This is a genomic window from Haloferula luteola, assembly GCF_014201715.1.
GTDB lineage: Bacteria > Verrucomicrobiota > Verrucomicrobiia > Verrucomicrobiales > Akkermansiaceae > Haloferula > Haloferula luteola.
The window spans coordinates 75,795-94,575 of sequence record NZ_JACHFD010000014.1; the positions used below are offsets into that span (position 1 = coordinate 75,795).

Here is an 18,781-nt window from a genome sequence, read left to right on the forward strand (position 1 = left end):
GCGTCGAGGCGGATCGAAGGAGCGATTAGCCTGGGGGCCAGGTGAGAGGGCGTCCTGCGAGAAGATGGACGTGCAGATGAGGGACCGCTTCGCCACCATCGGGTCCATTGTTGATCACCAAGCGGAAGCCCGATTCCGCGAAGCCTGCCTTCCGCGCGATTTTCCCAGCGGTGAGGAGGAGGTGACCCAAAACTGCCTGATCTTCGGTTGTGGCTTCGGCGACTCGTGGAATCGGTTTTTTGGGAATCACCAGCCAATGGGTGGGTGCCTGTGGGGAAATGTCTTTGAAGGCGAGGCAAAGATCATCTTCGTGAAGGATCTCGGCAGGGAGTTCTCGGTCCCGGATTTTCTCAAAAAGCGTCTTCTCCGCCATGCCGCAAGGCTGGCACGCGCTGCCTGGGATGGCAAGGGATAGGCTTTATTCGAAGCGTTCCCCTTCCACTCGGAAGGCAAAGGGGCGGTTGCCCCGCAGTTCTTTGTCCTGAAGGCGCAGAAAGTCGCGAACCTCATGGACGAGGGCATCGCACTCCGCATCCCATTCTTCGACGCTCCGCAGTTTCAGCACGGACTCGCGCAGGCGAATGAAGCGCACTTCTTCGGCACCCGCGCGACGAAGCTCACCAAGTTCCTCGCGCAAGCGGGAGAAAAATCCCAGCTCGAAGGCCTGCCCAACTTCGAGGGCGAGCGTTTCCAGACAAAGGGTGATCGGTGGAGCCAAGGGCTCGAGCTTCTCCGCGATGGGCCGGCAGCCGATGGTTTCCAGCATCCTGCGCAGTCGGTCAAAGAGCTCGTGGAGGGGAAGCAATTGCAGTGAGCAACGACTCTCGAGGTATTCTTCGATGCCACGTTGGATGTCGTCGAGGCACGGAAAGTCCTCCCGTTCCGCAGCGCGGGCGGCGCGGCGGAGGGCATCACCCAGCCAGCCGGTATCGTAGTCGTGCACCTGGTGGCGGCCGACTTGGATGACGGGGCGGTTGCCGATGAGGGCGATCACTCGGGAGAAATGGGGTAAATTCGGTGAGTGGGACGGTTGGGGTAAGGGTGAGGTGAATCAGTGGGGTGTTAAAAGAGGCGTCGCTGCATCGGGTCGCGGGCGGCTCGCCGCTCCAGCGATTGGATTTCCCGGATGAATTCGCCGACATCCTCGAATTGCCGGTAAACCGAGACGTAGCGCACGTAGGCGACGGGATCGATTTGGTGCAATTTGTCCATCACCTTGGCACCAATGGACGACGAAGGCACTTCGCTCACGTGGTCCTTGTGAAGTTCGGTGAGGATTTCCTCCACTGCACGGTCGATGCGTTCCATTGAGACGGGACGCTTCTCGCAGGCTTTGATCAGGCCACCCCGAATCTTTTCGCGATTGATCGCCTCCTTGCTGCCGTCGCGTTTGGTGACGCGGAGCTCGGTGCGCTCGATGGTCTCGTAAGTCGTGTAGCGATAACTGCACGCCAGGCACTCGCGCCGACGACGGATCGAAGTGCCCTCCTTGCTCATTCGGGAGTCGAGCACTTTGTCCTTGAGAGAACCGCATTGAACGCAGCGCATGGGTGAAAAAAGCGATGGCTCAGTGTGTCACAATATACGGTATCGCGTGAAGGAAAATGCTAGCTTATTTAGTGTCTTAGCCCGGATGGTGAAGAGCTATGAAGGGAAGTTTTTGATGGGACCGGTGGTCGGGGCAATCCGTGGCAAGAATGGGCTCAGGAGTTTTTGAATTTCCCGCATTTCCAAGATTCGGGACAAAAAAAGGCCGACGGAATTCTCCGTCGGCCTGGGGTGAATGGGGATTTTTCGGGCGGCTCAGGCGGACACGAATTGCTCCTTGAGCATGGCGGTCGCGTAGTCGCGATTGAGCCGGGCGATGTGATCGACGCTGATTTCCTTCGGGCAAGCCGCTTCGCACTCGTATTGGTTGGTGCACCCGCCGAAGCCTTCTTCGTCCATTTGACGGACCATGGCGAGGGCGCGGCGATCGCGCTCCGGCTGTCCTTGGGGAAGATGGCTGAGGTGGGAGGCTTTGGCGGCGACGAAAAGCATCGCCGAGGCGTTTTTGCAGGCGGCGACGCAGGCACCGCATCCGATGCAGGCCGCAGCGGCGAAGGCCGCGTCGGCGGCATCCTTGCCGATGGGGGCCGCGTGGGCATCTGGAGCCGCACCGGTGCGAACTGAAATGAATCCTCCGGCCTGTTGAATGCGGTCGAACGAGTTGCGGTCGGTGACGAGGTCTTTGATGACGGGAAAGGCACGCGAGCGGAAGGGTTCGATCCAGATGGTATCGCCACTGCGGAACTTCCGCATGTGGAGCTGGCAAGTGGTGATGCCACGGTCCTTGCCGTGGGGGATTCCATTGATGGTCAGGGAGCACATTCCACAAATGCCCTCGCGGCAATCGTGGTCGAAGTGAATGGGCTCGGTGCCTTGGTCGACCAGTCGTTCGTTGACGATGTCGAGCATTTCGAGAAACGAAGCCTCCTCAGGAATGTCCTTGGCTTCGTAGGTTTCCATCTTGCCGGGGGAGTTTGGACCGGCCTGACGCCATACCTTCAGGGTGAGTTGGAGCTTCGCCATGGTGAGAAAAATCGCTGGAGCCAATGTAGGGACGGCCCCTGCCACCGCGAGCAAAAACCCGCCGTCAAGGGCGCATGGATTGCGATTTGATCGGCGTATCGGCTCCCGGCCCATGGGGAAGCTGCCGCAGTTTCCCCGGAATCCCGTTTGCCATTGGCATCGGAGGGGGCTAGGGGACGGGCATGTCGATGCTTGCCGATGATTCCGCTGTGATGACGAAAGTCCGCGAACTTTGTGCGGCCATTGCCGGGGATTCCCGGTTTCAGGCGCTGCAAGGGGATGTGGAGACCTTTATGGAAGATGAAGAAGCGACCCTGATGTACCGCGGTGTGCACGAGCGGGGTAGCGAACTTCACCACAAGCAGCATGCAGGTGTGGAGCTGAGCGATTCGGAGATTCGCGAATTTGAAGCCGCCCGCGAGCAGCTGTTTGCCAATCCGGTGGCTCGGTCCTTCATGGATGCCCAAGGGGAGTTGGAAACGCTCCAGCGCTCGGTCATGAAATACGTCAATTTGACCATGGAGCTCGGCCACGTGCCCTCGAACGAAGAAATCGCCGCCACGGAGGGCGGTGGCTGCTGCGGAGGCGGCGGTGGTGGGGGTTGCGGTTGCAGCCACTGAATTCCAGCTCCTGACACCGGGAGAGAATCGATCCTCTGGGGTCGGTCTCCCGGGGTCGGATCGAGCACGTCTTTGAAGGCGTGGAGATGGGGGAGGGTGGGCTCAGGCATGGCGAGCGTCGGCCTCGGCCTTCGAGGCGCGGCGAGCTTCGGCAACCAAGTGATTGCAGGCCTCTCTGCAGAGCAGGGGAATGGCGGGTCGGCCAGTGGGGAGGTGTCCTGGGAAACGGCTGGCTTCACTGTCGACGAGAGGCGTCTCAGAATCCAGCTGCCAAAGAATCCTCTTCACGCAGCAATGGGCGGGGCCGCACACGTCGGCGACGAGTTTTTGGGCTCCCTCTGCACTGAGGTGGCGAGCGAAGCGATACATGCCGGTTTGACGATCGAGTTTTTCCCGAAGGTGCTGAACGTCGAGCGTTCCCTCCTGGGACGCCAGCCACAGTCCGACTCCTGCTGGATAGAAGAGGTCCAGAGCGGTGCGCAGCTCCTCTGCGGAGGAAAGCAGCATGAGCCAGCCACGACGCAGTGAGAGTTCGCTTTTGGTAAATCGATAATGGCCGTCTTCAGCCCAAGTGGAGAGGTCGCGGGCAGCGGACGGTGAGCGGTGGCGCTCGAGGCGATCGAGCTGATCGGCGTCTCGATGGTGGCAGAGAGCGAAAGGAGCCTCGGCGGTGTCAGGGAGGATGAGAACCTCTCCGATTTGGCGGATCCCATCGCGGACGGCTTGAGCCAGGCGTTCGGCGATCATGAACGATGAGTAAGGTCGAAGTCAGCGATTTGGTCGAGAATCACATCCGCCATGTGGCGTTCGGTTCCGATGGCGGATGAATAGTAGAGGGTCTTTTCCCGCAGCGCATGGGGGTTGTGGCGAAACACCTCCCGTTGGCTGGCGGCGGGTCCCACCTCGGGCTCGATGCCGAGAAGCACCGGGATGTCCTGATAGCTGTGGAGGCCATCGGCGATGAAAAAGGGAACCACGACGACGTTGGGTGTTTGTGCCAAGGTTGCCCAGTCGGCGATGAGGGGTTGTTCCTCCATGTAGGCATCGAGGACGGCGGCGTAACCGGCTCCGGATTCGAAGATTCGGGTGGCCTGGTCCTTGATCGCTTTGGTGGAATTCTGGTTGAGGCCCGTCCCATGGCCGACAATGAAAAGGGTCGTCGTCGCAGGATCGACCTCGGGTGCGACTTCGCGTGCACGGCGCAGCAGGAGATCGGTCATGGAATCATGGACGCCCACTGGCAGGGTGTAGTGCCAAGTTTTTCCATGTCGATGGGTGGTGGGACCGGTGAGCTCAAGTTCGCGGGGGATCACATCTTGGGTGAAATACCCTTCGCTGATGAAATCGGGAACCACGTAGACTTCCTCGGCTTCGATGAGGAAGCGAGCTTCACGCATGGAGGGCTCTTCTTTCCAAAAACAGCAATGGACTTCGGCAAAAAGTCCTCGGTCACGGATTTCCTGGGCGTGGTCGAAATAGGGAGTCGAGGAGTCCGGGTTCTCGGTGGACCCGTGACCGACGATGAGCAGGGCGCTGTCGGGCTTCGGCGCGATGGGCATGGGCAGAAGCTGAGCGGCGGAGCGGTGGATGCAAGGCTGTTTGAAGAGTTGCCGGCAGGGGGCACGGTTCCCAAGATGAGACCATGCAAAGACTGCGGGTTTGGCGGGACGAGGTGCTGCGGAGTGGGCCAGAGAACATGGCCGTGGATCAATGGCTCCTTGAGACCTCGGAGATTCCGATCGTCAGGATCTATGGATGGCAGGGGGAGTGGGCGAGTTGCGGTTATTTTGTTCCAGCAGCCGAGATGCGGGCGACCTACGGGAACGTTCCTTGGGTGAGACGTTGGACAGGGGGCGGGATGGTCGATCACCGTGAGGATTGGACGTATACCTTGGCAATTCCGCGGGGAGAGGCCTTAGCGGAGGAGAAGGGAGGGGCGAGTTATGGAGCGATTCACCAGGCGCTGGCGGACGCCCTGTCGGAGCAGGGTGCCGGACTCGCGGCGGATCGGCCGCCCGTGAAAGGCGGGACCTGTTTTGAGATTCCGGCCGAACACGATGTCTTGGATGCACGGGGCAAAAAAATCGCCGGGGCAGGACAAAGAAGGAGTGCGCGAGGCCTATTGCATCAAGGTTCCGTGGCACCGGTTCCAGGGGAAGTGCAGGTGGAGCGTTTTCTGGCGCGCTTGGCGGAATCCATCGAGGAGGTGCGATGGGAGCCACCGGCTGACCGGCTCCGGCAGTCGGTCCGCGAGCGGTACGGAACGGAAGCCTGGAATTTTCGCCGCTGAGTGTCATCATTCCATGCTTTCTAGACACTTGGCCCATGCCATGCTCAAAAGGTTGGAAGTCCACGCAAGGCTCATGTTTCAAGGATACGAACCCGGAAAATTCTATGATGAAATGTTCTCGTCCGCCGGAGAGGTGCGGACGAGTTGTTCGGACGTCCTCGAGAAATTCGAGAAGATGACCGATGACGAGTTCGAGCGCCGTCGAGCGGCGTGCGACGAGCATTTCCTTCGCCAAGGTGTCACCTTCACCGTCTATCACGACGATCGCGGAACGGAGCGGATCTTTCCCTTCGACCCGGTGCCGCGGATCATTCCTGCGGATGAGTGGGAGAATTTGGAAGCGGGCCTGACGCAGCGGATCATCGCGCTGAATCTTTTTCTCCACGATATCTACCACGACCAGCAGATCGTCAAAGATGGCGTGGTGCCGCAATACCACATTGATGGAGCCAAGCACTATCGCCCGGAGTTTCGTGGCATGGATGTGCCGGGAGACATCTACATCCACATTTGCGGCTCGGACCTGATTCGCGGTGATGACGGCCAATTCTATGTGCTGGAAGACAACGGTCGTTGCCCTTCTGGAGCATCGTATTTGTTGGAGAATCGCAATGCGCTGAAGCGGGCATTTCCGGAGATTTTCTCGGGCTCAAGAGTGCGCCCGGTCGATACCTATCCCACGGAATTGCGGAAGATGCTCCACCACGTTTCTCCTCACCGCGAGGGGGATCCTGTGTGCGTGTTGCTCACGCCTGGATGCTACAACAGCGCGTATTTTGAGCATTGCTATCTGGCGAGGGAGATGGGGATCGAGATCGTCGAGGGGCGCGACTTGGTGGTGGTGGATGATTTTGTCTACATGCGCACCACCAAAGGCTTGGTGCGGGTGGATGTCATCTATCGCCGGATTGATGATGATTTCATCGACCCCACCGTTTTCCGAAAGGACTCGGTTTTGGGGGTGCCGGGACTGATGCGAGCTTACCGGGCAGGAAATGTGGCGTTGGCCAATGCCGTCGGAACCGGCGTGGCGGACGACAAGGTGATCTACCGGTTTGTTCCGGACATGATTCGCTATTATTTGAGCCAGGAGCCGATTTTACCGAACGTCCCCACCTATCTGGCGTCCGAGGATGAAGATCGCAAGTTCATGCTGGACCACTTGCCCGAGTTGGTCGTGAAGGCGGCCAATGAATCGGGTGGATACGGGATGTTGATGGGGCCGACCGCGACCAAGGCGGAGCTGGAAGAGTTTCGCAAACGCATCGAGGCGGATCCCCGCAACTACATTGGACAGCCTGTGGTTTCGCTCTCGCGATGCCCGACGAGCTGCGATGGCATGATGGCGGGCCGACATGTCGACTTGCGGCCGTATATCATTTATGGAAGCGAGGTGAAGATCGTCCCAGGCGGTCTGACGCGGGTCGCGCTGCGCGAAGGCTCGCTGGTCGTTAATTCCTCGCAAGGCGGGGGAAGCAAGGATACTTGGGTTTTGAGGGATTGAGTCATGTTATCACGAGTTGCCAACAGCCTTTACTGGATGGTCCGCTACATCGAGCGGGCCGACAACCTCGCCCGTCTGATTGAAGTCAACGAACGGGTGCTGCTCGATTTCGGAAGCGACGGCCGGGAGGAGACTTTCTGGCGTCCCATCATCGCGAGCACGGGAGATGAGGAGCTCTATTTCGAACTCAATCCGGAAGGATTGGGATCGGTGGTGCATTTCCTGACAAGTGACCGTCGCAATCCGAATAGCATCGCCTCGTGCATCGCCCAAGGGCGGGAAAATGCCCGAATGGTTCGGGATCAGCTTTCGGAGTCCTTGTGGGAAGAGATCAATTCGCTCTACCTTTTCGTGAATTCCGACGCTTCGCAGCGCATGCTCCAGTCGAATCGTGCGGACTATTTCAGCGCACTGCGTCGGGGGACTTTTTGTTTCCACGGGATCGCTTCGGGGACGACGCTGCGTGGAGAAGCCTGGGCGTTCATGGAGTTGGGGCGGTATTTGGAACGGGCGGACAAGACGACCCGGTTTCTTGACGTCGCTCATTTCCTGCCACCGGAGTATGCGGATTCAAGTGACCACTGGATTTCGATTCTGAAGTCGTGTGGTGCTCTCGACGCCTATCGGTCCTTGAAACCTGGACCTGTGGACCGTTCCGGAGTCGCGGAGTTTTTGCTTTTTGAGAAGAGCTTCCCCAGATCGGTGGCCTACTGCTTCGACCGCATTGATGAGTGCTTGCACCGGATTTCCGGGACCCCGCGCGGGGGCTACGAGAACAGTGCCGAGCGCTTGGCAGGCAAGCTGGTTTCCGAGCTGTCCTATGGAACTCTCGAGGAGGTGATGGAGAAGGGTCTGCATGCCTATCTCGATCAGCTTCAATCGGGCATCAACGATGTCGGTGGAGAAGTTTTCGATACCTACGTGCTGCTCCCGGATCAGCTGGAAACCACTCCGGCTGTGGAGGTGACAACCGTTTCGGCGGTGGCGGCTTGGCAGATGGAGCAGGAGCAACAATGATCGCCGCCGTGCAGGAACAGGAGGCTGGAAACAGAGGGCGGCAGAGTGCGCCGGTCGGGCCGAAATACAACGTGCTCCACCGGACGACATTCCAGTATGGGGCACCCGTGCAGGACAGCATCAATTCCCTGCATTTGGAGCCGAGAACCTTTCCGTTTCAAAAGACTTTGATGTCGACGGTTCGGGTGCTGCCGGCGACCCGATTGCAGAAGTATTCTGATCTGTTCGAGAACACGACGCACTACTTCGAAATTCATCGTCCGCACGAACGGCTCGAAATTGAGAGTCGCTTTCGGATCGTCAATCTTCCCTTGGAAATCCCTGGAGAGGCGAGAGAGGCCTGCATGGATTACTATGAGGACTCCGAGGTTCGTGAGACGACTTGGGCCTATCTGCAGGACAGTCGCTATGTTTCCAAGCATCCGGAGATTTGGCGTCAGGCAATTGATCTCACGGAGGATCTTCCGAAGGTGTTTGACCGTGCCAGCCGCATCATGGAGTGGGTGCATGATCACTTCACCTACGAGGCGGGGAGTACTCACGTCAGCACGCATTTGGAGGAAGCATTCGCCGGGCGGCGGGGGGTCTGTCAGGACTTTACCCACGTGATGATTGGTCTTTGTCGGGCCATCGACTTGCCGGCTCGTTACGCATCCGGGTATCTCTACAATGGTCCTCGGGACAAGCTGGTTGGAGCCCAGGCCTCTCATGCCTGGCCCGAGATCTATCTACCCGAAGTGGGTTGGGTCGGATTTGATCCGACCAATAACTGCCTCGCCGACGAGCGTTTCATCAAAGTGGCGGTGGGTCGCGACTACGATGATGTGGCCCCGATCAAGGGGACCTACCACGGGACGGCGCAGTGCCGCCTTTCCGTCACCGTGGAGGTGGAGAAAATCTGATCTTGCTGGCGGGAAAGGGGCGCTCCGCGAAAAGGGGCGCTTCGCAGAAGTCCTTTAGTGGCTCATCTCCGCCATGCCCGGGATGGCGGCGAGCAGCCGCTGGGTGTAGGCGTCTTGGGGGTGGTTGAAGACCTGCTCGGCTTCGCCTTCCTCGACGATTCGTCCGCGATACATCACCACAATCCGATCGGCAAGGTAGCGGACCACGCCCAGGTCGTGGGAGATGAAGATCATGGTCAGTCCGAACCGTTCGCGGAGGTCTTTGAGTAGGTTCAGAATCTGGGACTGGATGGAAACATCGAGGGCAGACACGGGCTCATCGGCGATGATCAATTTCGGCTCAGGAGCAAGGGCTCTGGCAATGGCGATGCGTTGGCGCTGTCCGCCGGAGAACTCGTGAGGGTATTTCTTCTGGAACCGGGGTGCCAAGCCGACTGTTTCCATCAGCTCGCTGACTCGATCGGCCAGTGGCTTTCCGGTCAGCTTGGGATGGCGTTGGCGGATCGCTTCAGCCAAGGTGGCGAAGACCGTCATCCGTGGATTGAGAGAGGCATAGGGGTCTTGGAAGACCATTTGAAAATCGAGGCGACGGCGGCGGACTTCGGCAGGAGGAAGCTCGGTCAGTTCCACTCCATCCAGGCGAATCGAGCCCGCTGTGGGTGGCTGAAGCTGCATCACGGTGCGGGAAAGGGTGGACTTGCCGCAGCCAGATTCCCCCACGAGGCCGAGAATTTCACCTTTCTCCACTTGGAGGGAGACCCCGTCGACGGCACGGATGATTTCGACCGTTGAATTGAAGAGGGAACCCTGTCGTTGGTGGAAATGGGTCTTGAGGTCCTGAATTTCGAGGTATGCCACGGGAAATGAGTGAGAGGTGTGCGAGGGGACGAAAGCTCAGATCGTGCCGTTCCATTTGCGGGCGATCCAGAATGCGGAAAGAAGCGAGATGAGGAGGGTAAGTGGCAGCCAGTGAGACCACAGAGGAATCCGATTTTCGATGGGGCGAGGTTCTGGGAGGGCCCGGACTTCATGGGTCAGCTCGCCAAGGCGCTGCGGGGGGAGCCATCTTCCCCGGGTGATTCGTGCCAGCTCTTCCAGGACCTGAGGGCGGGCAGGTTGACCGATTTTTTCGAGTTCGACGCCCTGGGCGAGCAGGCGGGTTTCGACCTGGGAATCGGGTTCTCCTGCAATGTGGGCGGAGATGTTCCATTGGCCGGGTTGGGTGATGCGGAGTTTGCCCGAGTAGGCTCCCCACGAGGCATCACTTTTGGTCAGGGAGATGGAATGGGTTTCGCCCTCGGGAGACTCCGCATCCAAGATGACTTCGCCCTCTTCGAGGGGGGCTCCATTGGAAGCGAAGGCATTGGCGTGGAAACTCACGACATTTCCCGGCTCTGGTCGCTCGGGAGAATAGTAGAGTCGGATCCGCTGACCCTGAGCCATGTTCCGTTGATAGGACATCCAACGGGCGACCTGTCCCCAGAAACGATAGTGGTATTTGTCTTCCACACCACGTCGCCAGCGCCAGGCGGAGTCGATGCCCATGTAAAGGACTTTGCCTGAACCTGCCGTGGCGGTGACGATGATGGGGGTCGGACCATATTGGGTCCGGCGGTTCGAGTGGACGGCGAGCACCTGGGCACCACCCTTGGCCCGACTGACTGCCGAGTGCCAGGTGAAGCCCGGCAACGATGCCCATACCTCCGGATTGGCTTCTTCGGTGTCGGCCAACAAGGTGAGCAACGAGCTGCGACCTTCTCCGGTCAGTTCGAGAGGCGACGGGGTGGGGTCGACGATGCCTTGAGGTTGTTCGGCATCGGGAATCACCGGCATCAAATCGCCAAGGGGGGTGTCGAGGAGGCTTGCCTGATTGCCTTGTTCGCCAGGCAGGAAGACGATGCCGCTGGCTTGATTTTCCACCAACCCGGCGATCATGGTGCATTGCTCGGTGGTGAGTTGGCCGTCTTTGACGCCGACATCGCCCATCATGATCACATCGTAGGTGGCGAGTTCTTCCGGTTTGGAAGGGAAGGCGGAGAGATAGTCGGGACCTTGTCCAAGGCCCAGGTCGGGATGAAAGAGCAGGCAGGAAAGTTCGACTCCCGGATCGCGTGAGAGGGCATTGCGTAGGTAGCGATATTCCCAGCGCGGAAGGGAGTCGATCACCAGCACCTTGATGGACTCCGGGCGTCCGGTGAGGTTGAACTCGCGACGATTGTTGGAGCGAACTCGTTCGCCATCGGCAAATGGAACCTCCAGCGTCAGGGTGCTGGAGCCTTCCGCTTGGATGCGCCACAGGATGGACTCGTAGTTTTCGACGCCTGGAAGGAGGACGACTTCCTTGGTGCGGGACCGGCCGGTGCCATCGGTGAGGCGCAGGGTGGTACGGACTTCACGGTCCAGAGAGGAGCGGATGGTGAACGGAATTTGGACGTTCTCACCGACGATGCCGTAGGTGGGAGCGTTGACGGCAATGAGGTCGAGGTCGGGAAGTCGTTGTTCGGTGCCGATGGGAACGGCGAACAACGGAATGCCTCGCTGGAGCATCTTCTGGGCCGCGACGACTGGGGGTTGACCCAGGTTGTCATCGCCATCCGACAGGAGGAGGACGGCGCGAACATGATTCTCCGCTTCTAAAAGATCGATGAGGGGTGTGGTCAGGTCGGTGCCGGAAAGGGGCTCGTCGGGAACCGCGGCACAGATCTCTTGCTGGATCACCTCATTCGCTCCCCCTGCCGAGAGTTGCTCCAAGAATTCGGGAGTGAGCAGTTGCTGAACGCGCTCGCGACGGGAAACCACTTCGCCCTCAGGGGTTTCGGCATCGGCGGTGGACATGGAGCCGGAGACATCGGTGAGCACCATGATGCGTGGGCGTGTCTCCGGGTGGAGCACGGTTCGCCACTCTGGTTTCCATAGAAACAGGACTCCCACGAGCGTGGCGAGGAGGCGGAGAGTCTCCACCCCTGCGGTCCGGCGGGGATGGACACTGCGTTTCACCATCACCGCAGAGAGCCCGCCCATGAGCGCCATCACCACCAGGCCGGTCACGAAGAGGGTCGGGGTGGGGCTGAAATGCAGGGACTGGATCGAGAAGTTCAAGAGGTGGGGGTCAGGCGCGGGTCAGGGGTCGAGGCGTGGCCAAGGTCGCTGGTGTGCGTTTCGGCAAGCATAGGAGGGCCTCAGAGAGCAACAGCAGAAGCATCGCAACCAGGAGAGCCTGCCAAATGGGGCGACCCAAAGCATCGCTCGCGGAGGTGCGATTGTCCTCAAACAACGAGTGATCGGTGCCATCGAGAAGCAGGTCGAGGCCGGCGGGATCCAGAGCGCCGACGAGGTCTTCTTCCGTGGGGCGATTCACGGCGAGGGGGCCGTCTTCGGAGCGATAGACGCCAGCGAGAAAGCGCGGTTCAGCGGTATCTCGGTGGGGGTAGTCATCGATCCGCGATGCAGAGGGCGAAAGCAGAGACGTACCCACTTCGGTGAGGCGGCCGGTTTCAAAGCGCTTGGACCCGGCGACGACGGCGCGCTGGCAAAGGGGCAGCAGGACATCGGCGTCACCGAGATTGGACCATTGATAATCGGGAAGTGTGGCGACCATCCACAAGGTGCCGGCACCGACAATCTTCCGGGCGAGAAAGGTTTCGCCATCGTCCCAGCGGGCGAGGACGCTCGCATCCCCCGTGGGAGTGCGACGGAGAATCGCACGGAGCCGATCGGCCGGCACAGGGCTTCCGTCGAGGCTATCGCGGAGTAGCCCATCGCCGCGCTCCCATTGGGAGAGGATCCAATACTGCTCCGGCGGCGACGTTTCGGTCGGGTTCCAGGAGAGATCGAGAAAAGAGGAAGAATCGTCCCCGGGGGGCGCGAAAAACACGACCTGTCCGCCTCGTTCGAGGAATTGTTGGACGTCGCGAGCCGTTTCCCCCTGGGGGAGCGGGGCGGCCCAAAACAGAGTGGAGAGGTCACTCAGCTCGGGAAGCTGATCCGCGGACGAGACGGCGGCGGATTGGCCGGCAAATCCATCGGGAGCAGAGGCCAGGCCCAGATAGGTGGCGGCTTCTCCAGTGGTGGCGACGACCAACGACTTCACGGGGCGTGCCGGTCCGTAGGCGAAGTAACTGACGTTGTCGCGCGGATTGCCATCGCCCGGCAGGCTGATCCAGCCAAAGCCGTTCTCGCGTTCCGGAGGAAGGGGAACGGTTTTCTCGAGTTGCAGACGCTGCCCGCTGATGGCGATGGAGTCGGTCAGGGTGGCTCCATCGAGCTGGATGCTCAGGGGCAAGGTGAGGGGCTGGGTGGCCTCGTCGGTGCGGACGACCTCCAGCCCCAACACCAGGGTATCTCCGGCTCGTCGAGCGGACAGAGTGCGGATGGCCTGATTGGCCGAGTCCTTGCCGGCGACGGAAAGGATACGGATGCGCGGAGGCTGGGGGAGGGTGGTGAGGGCGGCGCGGGTGGTCTCCCAGAGGGCATCTTCGGGGTGCCAGTTGGCGGCTTGAAGGTCCGTGACGACCCAGATTTCGGCTTTCCCAGAGGCGTGGAGGAGGTAGTCGGCGGCCTGGCCGAGGAGCTTGGCAAAATCGGCGCGAGTGTCCGTGGCGGCTGTGGAGGTCAGTTCATCCAGAACTTGGGGAGAGGGGACTTCTTGAGCTTGCCCACTGGCGCTGTCGATCATCACGACGCGACTGCCGGAGAAGTCTTTGAGGGCTCCCTTGAGGCGCATCAGGGCGATTTCCCGTCGGCTGTGTCCAAAGTTGGCCGGGGAAGACTCCATCGAGGCTGAGCGATCGAGAACGACGACGATCAGGTCTGGCTTTCCCGCCCCGAGGCCAAAGAATCCACCCACCACCGGCTGGGCTGCGGCGAAGGCGAGCGCGGCGAGTGCCAGGGCCCGACAGGTCAGGATCAGCAGATGGCGCAGGCGCTTTTTGCCGCGGCTTTCCCGCGATGCCTTGAGCAGAAACTGCATTGCCGCCCATTTCACGGTGCGATGGCGCCGCCGGTTGAGCAGGTGGACGATGATCGGGATGGCTGCGGCCAGCAGCACCCAAAGCATCGTTGGAGAGAGGAAGAACAAGGCGAGAAGGAAAAGGTTGGCGCGGGACTATTTTCCCTTGGGGATGCGGTGAATCAGGAACTCCCGCAGCAACGGCTCCAAGGGGGTGTCGGTGGACACCAGTTGGTAGTCGGCCGTGGCGTCGTGGCACTTGGCCCGGACGGAAAGCATGAATTCGCTCAAGGCAGCTTGGTATTCTTCGGCAATCAACGAAGGCTCGGCGACCAATGCCGTGCCATCTTCGAGGTCGACGAAGCGGTGGGGGCGCTCGAAATCGAAGTGCAATTCCTGCGGATCCATCAGGTGAAATACCGAGATGTCATGTTTGCGGTAGCGCAGGTGCTGGAGGGCTTCGGAAAGGGCGGCGGGGTCCGTGAAGAGATCGGAGAGAATGACGACAAATGCGCGCTGGTTGATCTTTTCGGCAATCTGGTGAAGGGCACCGACGAGCCCGGTTTCACCGCCGGGTTCCAAGTCAGCCAAGGTGTCAAAGATGCGCTGAAGGTGCGCTGGGCGACGACTCGGCGGGACTTCGAGGTGGAGCTTCTCGGTGCAAATGGAGACACCTGCCGCGTCCCCCTGATTGACCAGCAAATAAGACAGGGAGGCAGCAATGCGCCGAGCGTAGGCGACTTTGGCTTCGCCCTTGCCCGCGAATAGCATCGAGCCGGAGCCATCGACGACAAAATAGGCCCGCAAGTTGGTGTCGGCCTCGAACTCCTTGATGTAGTAGCGGTCCGAGCGAGCGTAGGCCTTCCAATCGAGACGGCGAATGTCGTCACCAGGCACGTATTTTCGGTACTCGGCAAATTCCACGGAAGACCCGCGGTGCGGGGAGGCGTGGCGACCGGCGACGTTGCCGACCATGGCGGTGCGGCTTTCGACCGGAAGCGAGCCGAGCCGGGACAGCATGTCGGCATCGAGAAACTCGTAGCGGGGTGGGCTCACGATTCGTGCATTTCAGCGATCAGACGTTCCACGACTTTGCGGGAGGTCATGCCTTGCGATTCGGCTGAGAAGTTTGTGATCACCCGGTGGCAAAGCACGGAGGGAGCCACGGCTTCGAGGTCTTCCAGGCTGGCCATGTAGCGACCCTGCAGGGCCGCCCGAGCCTTGGCCCCGAGAATCAAGTACTGCACGGCACGCGGACCGGCTCCCCAGGCGACCCATTCTTTGAGCCAAGCGGGGGCCTCCGGCATGGCTGGGCGGGTCTTGCGCACCATGGCGACGGCGTGGTCGTAGAGGTGATCCGGGACCGGCATGCGCCGAACCAGCGCCTGGAAGGCAAGAATCCGGCGCCCATCAATGAGCGCGTTCAGAACCGGCTTGGCCGAGCCCGTGGTGGCGCGGGCGATCCGCTTTTCCTCTTCAGCCGTGGGGTAGTCGACCTCGATGAGAAACATGAAGCGGTCGAGCTGGGCTTCCGGCAGGGGATAGGTGCCTTCTTGCTCGATCGGGTTTTGCGTGGCGAGGACGAAGAAGGGCGGAGAGAGGTCGTAGGTGCGACCCAGCACGGTCACTTTGTTCTCCTGCATCGCCTCCAACATGGCGGATTGGGTTTTGGCGGGAGCTCGGTTGATTTCGTCGGCGAGGACCAAGTTGGCGAAGACCGGGCCTGCGGCGAATTCGAATTCTCGGTGACCTGCGGCATTTTCCTGAATGATGTCCGTCCCGGTGATGTCGGCTGGCATCAAATCCGGAGTGAACTGAATGCGGCTGAAGCTCAGGTCAAAAGTCTTGGCGACCGTGGAGATCAGCAAGGTCTTGGCAAGGCCGGGCACGCCCATCAGCAGGGCATGGCCACGGGCAAACAGACAGATCGCGAGTTTTTCGATGACGTCTTCCTGGCCGACGATGGCTTTGGCGAGTTCCTGTCGAAAAGCGGCGTAAGTTTTTCCCAGCTCATCAATGGCGGCGACGTCGTCGGGTGGGAGATCGGATGCATCTAGCGGCAGGGCGGGAGCAGGTTCTTCCATGGAATCGCGGGATCGAAATAGGTTGGGCTGACGCTAGGTGGGCTCCTTGGTTTGTCGAGAAGATGCGGTGAGGGAAAGGTTGTCCGACAACTCGGCGTAACGGGGGGGTGATGAAAACTCAGAGTATTGCCGGATGGATGTTGGTCTTGGGATGGATGCCGGTTCAGGCGGCGGAAGGGGAGTGGAAGGAGCTGTTGAGTGCTCCGTTGGTCGAGAATTGGACTTCGGCGAGCGGCGGTGCCCCGGGGAATGGCTGGGAGCTCAAGGAGGGAGTGCTCCACCGGACCGGAGGAACTGGGGACCTGATCTCCGTGGCCGACTACGCCGACTTTGAACTGGAGTTTGAGTGGAAGATCTCCTCGGGAGGCAACAGCGGTGTCAAATACCGGCTGCGGAAGCAGAAGGGGAACTGGATCGGCCCCGAATATCAGGTGCTCGACAACGAGCGGCATCCCAATGGCAAGACTCCGGATCAGCGAGCGGGATCGATCTATGACGTCGTCGAGCCGAAAGAAGGCGGGCAGCCGGACGCGGACGGGTGGAATCATTCGAAGATTGTGGTGAAGGGGGATACCATCACCCACTGGCTCAATGCCAAGGTGGTCGTGAAGGCCAAGGTGGGAAGCGCCAGTTGGAAGAAGATGAAAAAAGAGAGCAAGTTTGCTGGAGTCGACGACTACGCGGAGCCTGGTTCTGGCCACTTCCTGATCCAAGATCACGGCGATGAGGTTTGGTTCCGCGCCATGAAGGTTCGCAAATTGGATGGCTCGCTTTGAGGGGCTCTAGCAGGCGATGATCGGGGTTTTTCGCAAAAAGCATGGGGAAAATTTCGATTTCCCGCTTGTCAGCCCCATATCCTCTGCTAAACAGCCCGCCCGCTCCGGACCGGAGCAGTGTTTCCTTGCACCTTCGGTCCGTGGCGCTATTCGCTCACCAAAGGCTCCCATGGCACGTATTTTCGGCATCGAAATTCCCAACGAAAAGCGGATCGAAGCATCGCTCCGCTACATCTACGGCATCGGCTCGTCCACTGCATCGCGTATTCTCGACCACGCGGGCATCGATCCGGACATTCGCGCCGGCCAACTGACGGAGGACCAACTCGTCAAGATTGGCACGGTGATCCAAAGTGAGGGAATCATCATTGAGGGTGACCTCCGCCGTGAGAAGCAAGCACAGCTGAAGCGTCTCACCTCAATCAACTGCTTCCGTGGTATTCGCCACAAGCGCGGCCTTCCGGTTCGTGGCCAGCGCACCCGCACCAACGCCCGCACCCGGAAGGGCAAGCGCAAGACCGTGGGGGTGAAGAAGTAAGAACCTCTGATTTTTCCAGAAGATGGCTGACGAAGAAACCAAAGCTGAAACTCCGGCCACCGAGGCTCCGGAGCAAGCCGCCCCGGCCGCTGAGGCCGCGGCTCCTGCCGCCGCTCCCGAAGCGAAGGCTGAAGAATCCACCCCGGCTCCTAAAAAAGAGGAGAAGCGCGATATCTTTGCCGAGATCGCCGGTGCCGAAGAGGGTCAAATCAAGATCCACAAGGCCAAGGGTTCGAAGAACATTTCGAAGGGGATCGTCCACGTGACGGCCACCTTCAACAACACCATCGTCAGCGTCACCGACGCCAGCGGCAACACCATCGGCTGGTCGAGCGCCGGCAAGATGGGCTTCAAGGGTTCCCGGAAGAGCACGGCTTACGCTGCTCAGGTGGTTTCCCAAGATGCTTGCCGCCAGGCCATGGGTCACGGCCTCAAGGAAGCCGATGTCCGCGTGAAGGGTCCAGGTTCGGGTCGTGAATCCGCCGTGCGTGCCGTTCAGGCCCTCGGGGTGGAGATCCTCTCGATCAAGGATGTCACGGCAATCCCGCACAACGGCTGCCGCCCGAAGAAGGCCCGCCGCGTCTAAAACCTGACCGCAACCACCTTTTACCATGGCACGTTACACCGGTCCCCGCGCCAAGATCAGCCGCCGCTTCGGCGTGGCTCTCTTCGGCTCCTCCAAAGCTCTCGAGCGCCGCAACTTCCCGCCGGGCCAGCACGGCCTCCGCGCCGGCCGCAAAAAGAAGAGCGATTACTCGATCGCCCTCGGCGAAAAGCAAAAGCTCCGTTTCCAATACGGTGTCCTCGAGAAGCAGTTCCGTGGATACTACGAGGAAGCAGCCCGCCGCCGCGGCGTGACGGGTGAGACCCTCCTCCAGCTTCTGGAGCTTCGCCTCGACAACGTTTGCTACCGCCTCGGCTTCGGCAACACCCGTGCAGCTGCTCGTCAGCTGGTCAACCACGGCCACGTCTATGTGAATGGCGTGCGGGTCGACGTCGCTAGCTACCAAGTGAAGCCCGGCGATAAGATCACCATCGGCACCAAGCCGTCCGCTCAGCAGCTCGTCCTGCGCATGATGGACCTGACTCAGTCGGTCCCGCTCGTCGATTGGCTGACTCTGGACCGCGACAAGCTGGAAGGTATCGTGGAACGCGTGCCGGAACGCTCCGACATCGATCCGGTCGTCAACGAGCAGCTCATCGTCGAGCTCTACTCCCGCTGATTCCCGTTCAACGTCATCTTCTCGAAAACGCCCGTCCTCTTCGCGAGGTCGGGCGTTTTCTTTGGAGACCGGGTCCATCCTCGGCCTTTCCGTTGAGTGAGCAGAGGATGTCTCTCCGTCCATCGGGTGAGGTGCGACAACGGCGGCAAAGATCATCAGGTCCCCCTCTGGAGGGGCTTCCTCAGGGGATGGAGTTCAGGAAAGCGAACTGCAAACTTGTAGGACATTTCATTCAGAGGGGTATATTTTGAAAGGCATTAGGGATCAGCGAGTGATGCTGATTGGGCCGTGGTGGTCTCGGGTTTCAT

20 protein-coding genes are annotated in these 18,781 nt (G+C 60.2%); 9 read left to right on the top strand and 11 right to left on the bottom strand.

The annotated features are described in order from the left end of the window. Positions 1-25: 25 nt before the first annotated feature. The 4 genes from HNR46_RS14050 to HNR46_RS14065 all read right to left on the bottom strand — a co-directional run bounded on the left by HNR46_RS14050 (position 26) and on the right by HNR46_RS14065 (position 2,571). A complete protein-coding gene (locus HNR46_RS14050) occupies positions 26-373 on the bottom strand; it encodes a histidine triad nucleotide-binding protein (RefSeq protein ID WP_184019869.1) in 348 nt (115 codons plus the stop codon). 45 nt (positions 374-418) lie between these two features. Further along, complete coding sequence (locus tag HNR46_RS14055; RefSeq protein WP_184019871.1) at positions 419-994, bottom strand: hypothetical protein; 576 nt, start codon at positions 992-994, stop codon at positions 419-421. Positions 995-1,062: 68 nt separating this feature from the next. Continuing rightward, the gene (nrdR, locus tag HNR46_RS14060) at positions 1,063-1,548 is read right to left on the bottom strand and encodes a transcriptional regulator NrdR (protein ID WP_184019873.1); all 486 of its coding nucleotides are present in this window, start codon (positions 1,546-1,548) and stop codon (positions 1,063-1,065) included. 255 nt (positions 1,549-1,803) lie between these two features. After that, positions 1,804-2,571: a succinate dehydrogenase/fumarate reductase iron-sulfur subunit gene (locus HNR46_RS14065; RefSeq protein ID WP_184019875.1), complete on the bottom strand. Its 768-nt coding sequence runs from the start codon at positions 2,569-2,571 to the stop codon at positions 1,804-1,806. A 182-nt stretch (positions 2,572-2,753) separates the two neighbouring features. On the opposite strand from HNR46_RS14065, the gene HNR46_RS14070 reads away from it, so the two are divergent. Beyond that, complete coding sequence (locus tag HNR46_RS14070; protein ID WP_184019877.1) at positions 2,754-3,191, top strand: YlbF/YmcA family competence regulator; 438 nt, start codon at positions 2,754-2,756, stop codon at positions 3,189-3,191. Between the two features lie 102 nt (positions 3,192-3,293). Here HNR46_RS14070 and HNR46_RS14075 read toward each other — a convergent pair whose 3' ends face one another. Next, positions 3,294-3,938 (bottom strand): DR2241 family protein, encoded by a 645-nt coding sequence (locus HNR46_RS14075; RefSeq protein ID WP_184019879.1) that lies wholly within the window; start codon positions 3,936-3,938, stop codon positions 3,294-3,296. After that, positions 3,935-4,750 (bottom strand): CbiX/SirB N-terminal domain-containing protein, encoded by an 816-nt coding sequence (locus HNR46_RS14080; protein WP_184019881.1) that lies wholly within the window; start codon positions 4,748-4,750, stop codon positions 3,935-3,937. Before HNR46_RS14080 ends, HNR46_RS14075 begins: the two co-directional genes overlap by 4 nt. Before the next feature lie 83 nt (positions 4,751-4,833). Here HNR46_RS14080 and HNR46_RS14085 point away from each other — a divergent pair, with 83 nt between their 5' ends. Genes HNR46_RS14085 through HNR46_RS14100 form a run of 4 tightly spaced genes read left to right on the top strand, consistent with a single transcriptional unit; the run spans position 4,834 to position 8,904 of the window. Continuing rightward, positions 4,834-5,481, top strand: coding sequence for a lipoyl protein ligase domain-containing protein (locus HNR46_RS14085; RefSeq protein WP_184019882.1), 648 nt, complete (start codon positions 4,834-4,836; stop codon positions 5,479-5,481). A 40-nt stretch (positions 5,482-5,521) separates the two neighbouring features. Continuing rightward, entirely contained in the window at positions 5,522-6,985 is a 1,464-nt protein-coding gene (locus HNR46_RS14090) for a circularly permuted type 2 ATP-grasp protein (protein ID WP_246418094.1), read from the top strand. A 3-nt stretch (positions 6,986-6,988) separates the two neighbouring features. Then, positions 6,989-8,002: an alpha-E domain-containing protein gene (locus HNR46_RS14095; protein ID WP_184019883.1), complete on the top strand. Its 1,014-nt coding sequence runs from the start codon at positions 6,989-6,991 to the stop codon at positions 8,000-8,002. After that, entirely contained in the window at positions 7,999-8,904 is a 906-nt protein-coding gene (locus HNR46_RS14100) for a transglutaminase family protein (RefSeq protein ID WP_184019885.1), read from the top strand. Before HNR46_RS14095 ends, HNR46_RS14100 begins: the two co-directional genes overlap by 4 nt. A 54-nt stretch (positions 8,905-8,958) precedes the next feature. On the opposite strand, the gene HNR46_RS14105 is transcribed toward HNR46_RS14100, so the two are convergent. The 5 genes from HNR46_RS14105 to HNR46_RS14125 are packed head-to-tail and all read right to left on the bottom strand — an operon-like array spanning position 8,959 to position 15,936. After that, a complete protein-coding gene (locus HNR46_RS14105; protein WP_184019887.1) occupies positions 8,959-9,762 on the bottom strand; it encodes an ATP-binding cassette domain-containing protein in 804 nt (267 codons plus the stop codon). Between the two features lie 36 nt (positions 9,763-9,798). Next, a complete protein-coding gene (locus HNR46_RS14110) occupies positions 9,799-12,003 on the bottom strand; it encodes a hypothetical protein (protein WP_184019889.1) in 2,205 nt (734 codons plus the stop codon). Between the two features lie 10 nt (positions 12,004-12,013). After that, positions 12,014-13,981 carry a vWA domain-containing protein gene (locus HNR46_RS14115; RefSeq protein WP_184019891.1) on the bottom strand — a complete coding sequence of 656 codons (1,968 nt, stop codon included), beginning with the start codon at positions 13,979-13,981 and terminating at the stop codon, positions 12,014-12,016. A 27-nt stretch (positions 13,982-14,008) separates the two neighbouring features. Then, complete coding sequence (locus HNR46_RS14120; protein WP_184019926.1) at positions 14,009-14,872, bottom strand: DUF58 domain-containing protein; 864 nt, start codon at positions 14,870-14,872, stop codon at positions 14,009-14,011. A gap of 32 nt (positions 14,873-14,904) precedes the next feature. Further along, entirely contained in the window at positions 14,905-15,936 is a 1,032-nt protein-coding gene (locus HNR46_RS14125) for an AAA family ATPase (RefSeq protein WP_184019893.1), read from the bottom strand. 110 nt (positions 15,937-16,046) lie between these two features. Between HNR46_RS14125 and HNR46_RS14130 the strand changes: the two genes are divergently transcribed. From HNR46_RS14130 to rpsD, 4 genes are all read left to right on the top strand, one after another. After that, on the top strand, positions 16,047-16,712 hold the full coding sequence (locus tag HNR46_RS14130; protein ID WP_184019895.1) for a 3-keto-disaccharide hydrolase: 666 nt from the start codon (positions 16,047-16,049) through the stop codon (positions 16,710-16,712). A gap of 169 nt (positions 16,713-16,881) precedes the next feature. Beyond that, on the top strand, positions 16,882-17,250 hold the full coding sequence (gene rpsM, locus HNR46_RS14135; protein WP_184019897.1) for a 30S ribosomal protein S13: 369 nt from the start codon (positions 16,882-16,884) through the stop codon (positions 17,248-17,250). A 22-nt stretch (positions 17,251-17,272) separates the two neighbouring features. Next, positions 17,273-17,836 (top strand): 30S ribosomal protein S11, encoded by a 564-nt coding sequence (gene rpsK / locus HNR46_RS21415; RefSeq protein ID WP_221285172.1) that lies wholly within the window; start codon positions 17,273-17,275, stop codon positions 17,834-17,836. Positions 17,837-17,861: 25 nt separating this feature from the next. Beyond that, the gene (gene rpsD / locus HNR46_RS14145; RefSeq protein WP_184019899.1) at positions 17,862-18,473 is read left to right on the top strand and encodes a 30S ribosomal protein S4; all 612 of its coding nucleotides are present in this window, start codon (positions 17,862-17,864) and stop codon (positions 18,471-18,473) included. The last annotated feature ends 308 nt before the right edge of the window (positions 18,474-18,781 follow it).